Source organism: Streptomyces sp. UW30 (assembly GCF_008042075.1).
Classification (GTDB): Bacteria; Actinomycetota; Actinomycetes; order Streptomycetales; family Streptomycetaceae; genus Streptomyces.
In genome coordinates, this window is record NZ_RDBN01000005.1 from 1086368 (window position 1) to 1090803 (window position 4436).

The following is a 4436-nucleotide window of genomic DNA, read 5'->3' on the forward strand; positions in this document are numbered from 1 at the left end:
GTCGCGAAGTGTCGTGAGCTGGTGTTGGAAGTGCGTGCTGCACCCGTTTCGAACGTGTCAAAACTTTCGACGCTGCATTGCCATTCACCATCCAGCGGTATACGCACTTCGTTGGTGGTGGCTCGGGATCATCTTGCTGTTCACTGCACTCCTTTGGTCGGCCGCATGGCAGACCAACCTTCAGTGGGCGCTAGATATCCTGCTCGGCTTCAGGAGCCCGTTCGAGGCGAGAGGTGATCCCCCCCTCACTGGTTGGCCTCTCGTCCTAGCGGAGGCACTGGCGATTGCAGGTTGGTTGGCATTGCCAGTCCTAGCCGGAGCCTCCATCGGCGTCGTGCTGGGCTTCCATGTCGACAACCTCTTCGCACGGAAAGCGGAGAGCAATCAGGTGCGCCGGTCGCTGGAGATTCTGCGGGAGGAGGGAACTGACCCTGAACGGCGCTTCGCTCACGACTTTCTCGTCATGCACCTGCCAGACGTGCGTCGAGCAGAGAAGCATTGGGATCGAGAGTGCGATCGCTGGATGTTGGGCTCGAGAGTCTYGAACGGGCGACCTCAACACTTGCGGTACTACCTGGCGGAAAGGCTGGCCATGGGAGTGCTTGTTCATGGCATGAATATGGGAAAATGTGGCGGTTGCCGCAGGGCTGCATGACATTGCCTGCGGATTTAGGCTGGAGACATGAGCCGGATCGACGTAAACCTTGCAGCCTTGGGCGAGACGTGCGCCCAAGGCCTGCGGGAGATGTTCCCCGACGCGTCGGACGAAGCCCTGAAGGCCGGTGGGGCTGTGCTGGCAGCGGATCTAGCGAAGGTTGACTTCGACCGTGGCGCTCACTGGGAGAGAGTTGATCCAGAAGTCACGCTCCGTCTGCAAGCGATCTTGATGCCAGATCGGACTGTGCAGCCTTCAAGCAGGCGGAGGCGGACAGGTTCGGCGGCTACGGGGCAATTGGAGACAGGCGTCGTCACGATGCGGGAGCTGCTGGAGAGCGGCGTCCACTTCGGTCACCAGACCCGTCGTTGGAACCCGAAGATGAAGCGCTTCATCTTCACGGAGCGCAACGGCATCTACATCATCGACCTGCTCCAGTCGCTGTCGTACATCGACCGCGCCTACGAGTTCGTCAAGGAGACCGTCGCCCACGGCGGCACGGTCATGTTCGTCGGCACGAAGAAGCAGGCGCAGGAGGCCATCGCCGAGCAGGCCACCCGCGTCGGCATGCCCTACGTCAACCAGCGCTGGCTGGGTGGCATGCTCACCAACTTCTCGACCGTCTACAAGCGTCTGCAGCGCCTCAAGGAGCTTGAGCAGATCGACTTCGAGGACGTCGCGTCCTCCGGTCTGACCAAGAAGGAGCTTCTCGTGCTCTCGCGCGAGAAGGCCAAGCTGGAGAAGACCCTCGGTGGTATCCGCGAGATGCAGAAGGTGCCCAGCGCCGTCTGGATCGTGGACACCAAGAAGGAGCACATCGCGGTCGGTGAGGCCCGGAAGCTCAACATTCCGGTCGTCGCCATCCTCGACACCAACTGTGACCCCGACGAGGTCGACTACAAGATCCCGGGCAACGACGACGCGATCCGCTCCGTCACCCTGCTCACCCGTGTGATCGCCGACGCCGTCGCCGAGGGCCTCATCTCCCGTTCCGGCGTCGCCACCGGCGACAAGGGTGAGAAGGCCGCGGGCGAGCCGCTCGCCGAGTGGGAGCGCGACCTGCTCGAGGGCGAGAAGAAGGCGGGCACCGAAGAACCCGCTCCTGCCTTCGAGGCACCGGCCACCGAGGCGTCGGCCGACGACGCCGAGCAGGCCTGATAATGGCCCGGTCGTTGGATGATCTCAAAGAGGCCGGGACTCCGCCCGAACGGCGCTTCGCCCGTGACTTTATAGCTCTACATCCACCGGATGGGCGACGAGCTGAGAAACACTGGGCTCGCGAGCTGGATCGCTATTCGTGTTACTGGGAGGTCGTGGTAGCGCCGTCCGAGGACAAGGACTACGTGGTGGAACGTATGGCGAAGAGCTTCCTCTGGAGGGGCATGGACCTGGGTGGCGGCGCATGCGACTGCTCATGAAAAATGCGTCGGATGGCGTCCGAACATAGCCTCGGTTCCATGACCGGGATCGACGTTGACATGGCAGCGCTGAGCGAGATGTGCACCCAGGCCTTGGGGGAGATGTTCCCAGACGCTGCGGGGGAAGACCTGAGGGCTGGCGGGGCCGTGCTGGCGGCAGACCTGAATAAGGAGTTCGACTTCAGCCGCCACGCCGACCGGGAGGATTTCGATCCAGACGTGGCACAGAGGCTACTAGCGATCTTCACGGAAAATAGTGCTGGAGAATCGTGATCGGACCTAAAATCCTCGCCAGCTACCTCGAATTGACGTGGGTGCCATCTAGCGGAAATCGGTCGGGCAGCCGACCCGTGTGCACCGTATGCGTCCCCAGTAACGTCGCACTCCGGTCAATGCCGCTGCGAAGGGTCTCTCGCACATTCTGAGTGGCAGTCACGAGTCTCAGCGCCGCATGCAAATCACGTCCTCCACACCGCATTCGACGTCGCGGACATCTTACGTGACGTTTCATCACACGTCATCGCCACACTCCTGGAGGCATTGGGCATGAGGTGATCGTGCGCAGCGCGGGGGTTGACCTCATTGGTGCCRAACCTTATCTAGGGGGTGGAGGGTTTCTGTGCGCTCAGGGCGTGATCAATGGTGCAGGCAAGTAAGGCACGTAGTCGGACACGGTTCAGCCGAGCCGTTTCCGGGACTCCCGTTCGGCTGTGACGGTCCTTGAGGAGCACCGGCGCCGGGGTGGCCGGTGGGTGTTCAGTTTGCTGAATGCCCAAGCCGAAGGTGGGTCATCGTTTGATGCGTCCGCGGATGGCGAGGACGCCGAGGGCGAGGAGGGTGGGTTCGAGGAGGCGGGAGATCATCTCGATGTAGGTGCCAGCGGTGGTGAGGTTCTGCCCGCTGGAGCGGAAGACGACCGAGTTGATGGCGACGCGGGTGGCCTTCTCCGCGCGGGACCAGGTCATGCGCTGCGGCAATCCGCCGTGCAGGGCGGGGTCGGGGGTGGTGGTGTGTGAGCGGACGCGGTGGGAGTCGACAGCGCACCCCCCGATCCTCCGCGGCGGCCTCGGCCGTACGTCGTTGCCGGGGGTTCCCAGCCGCGGAGGATCGGGGGGTGCATCCCCACCGGCCACGCTCGGGCGACTGTCGGGACAGGGGGATCGGGGGGCGGTGCCGCGGGCACGTTCGTGGCCGTGAGGGTGAGTCGTGGGGGCGGTGACAGCAGCATCGTCGCCGTCAGGAGCAGCAACAACACCAGCCGCCCGCAGAGCCTCGCCGGGGTCGCCGTCCTCGCACATCGCTTCGCTTGCATGCGAGAACCGTCCCGCACCTCCGCCGATCATGGCCGGTATCTGTGGATAACTCCCGGGTTGTGGACAGCGGCGTCACCCGGTACCTCGCCGGTCCCGTACACTTCTTCTGGCGATCCGGGTCACCGGGTCGACTTCGCACGCCCCGATACGACAACCGGAGACGGTCCGTATCAGCGCCTCTCGGTCCTTAGTGGCACGGCGCATGTGGGCGTCAGGCGCGGGAGCCGTCCGGCACCCGCGGCACAACCGAGAAATTCAAGGAGATGCGGCCATGGCCGTCGTCACGATGCGGGAGCTGCTGGAGAGCGGCGTCCACTTCGGTCACCAGACCCGTCGTTGGAACCCGAAGATGAAGCGCTTCATCTTCACGGAGCGCAACGGCATCTACATCATCGACCTGCTCCAGTCGCTGTCGTACATCGACCGCGCCTACGAGTTCGTCAAGGAGACCGTCGCCCACGGCGGCACGGTCATGTTCGTCGGCACCAAGAAGCAGGCGCAGGAGGCCATCGCCGAGCAGGCCACCCGCGTCGGCATGCCCTACGTCAACCAGCGCTGGCTGGGCGGCATGCTCACCAACTTCTCGACCGTCTACAAGCGTCTGCAGCGCCTCAAGGAGCTTGAGCAGATCGACTTCGAGGACGTCGCGTCCTCCGGTCTGACCAAGAAGGAGCTTCTCGTGCTCTCGCGCGAGAAGGCCAAGCTGGAGAAGACCCTCGGTGGTATCCGCGAGATGCAGAAGGTGCCCAGCGCCGTCTGGATCGTGGACACCAAGAAGGAGCACATCGCGGTCGGTGAGGCTCGGAAGCTCAACATTCCGGTCGTCGCCATCCTCGACACCAACTGTGACCCCGACGAGGTCGACTACAAGATCCCGGGCAACGACGACGCGATCCGCTCCGTCACCCTGCTCACCCGTGTGATCGCCGACGCCGTCGCCGAGGGCCTCATCTCCCGTTCCGGCGTCGCCACCGGCGACAAGGGTGAGAAGGCCGCGGGCGAGCCGCTCGCCGAGTGGGAGCGCGACCTGCTCGAGGGCGAGAAGAAGGC

The 4436-nt window shown here is 63.9% G+C and carries 4 protein-coding genes; 3 read left to right on the forward strand and 1 reads right to left on the reverse strand.

Translation table 11 applies throughout. The features are described from left to right. Positions 1 to 973: 973 nt before the first annotated feature. Together rpsB (EAO75_RS06690) and EAO75_RS06695 are read left to right on the forward strand one after the other, a co-directional pair. Complete coding sequence (rpsB, locus tag EAO75_RS06690) at positions 974 to 1813, forward strand: 30S ribosomal protein S2 (RefSeq protein WP_147994031.1); 840 nt, start codon at positions 974 to 976, stop codon at positions 1811 to 1813. Between the two features lie 299 nt (positions 1814 to 2112). Next, complete coding sequence (locus tag EAO75_RS06695) at positions 2113 to 2346, forward strand: hypothetical protein (protein WP_147994032.1); 234 nt, start codon at positions 2113 to 2115, stop codon at positions 2344 to 2346. Positions 2347 to 2861: 515 nt separating this feature from the next. Here the strand turns inward: EAO75_RS06695 and EAO75_RS06700 are convergent. Then, positions 2862 to 3038, reverse strand: a complete 177-nt coding sequence (locus EAO75_RS06700) for a hypothetical protein (protein ID WP_315986989.1) — start codon at positions 3036 to 3038, stop codon at positions 2862 to 2864. 619 nt (positions 3039 to 3657) lie between these two features. On the opposite strand from EAO75_RS06700, the gene rpsB (EAO75_RS06710) reads away from it, so the two are divergent. After that, on the forward strand, positions 3658 to 4436 hold a 779-nt coding region (rpsB, locus tag EAO75_RS06710), incomplete at its 3' end, for a 30S ribosomal protein S2 (protein ID WP_147994316.1).

Coding starts and splice junctions, on each gene's coding strand:
- EAO75_RS06700 (WP_315986989.1), bottom strand. CDS start 3,038: ATGACCTGGTCCCGCGCGGAGAAGGCCACCCGCGTCGCCATCAACTCG.
- rpsB (WP_147994031.1), top strand. CDS start 974: ATGCGGGAGCTGCTGGAGAGCGGCGTCCACTTCGGTCACCAGACCCGT.
- EAO75_RS06695 (WP_147994032.1), top strand. CDS start 2,113: ATGACCGGGATCGACGTTGACATGGCAGCGCTGAGCGAGATGTGCACC.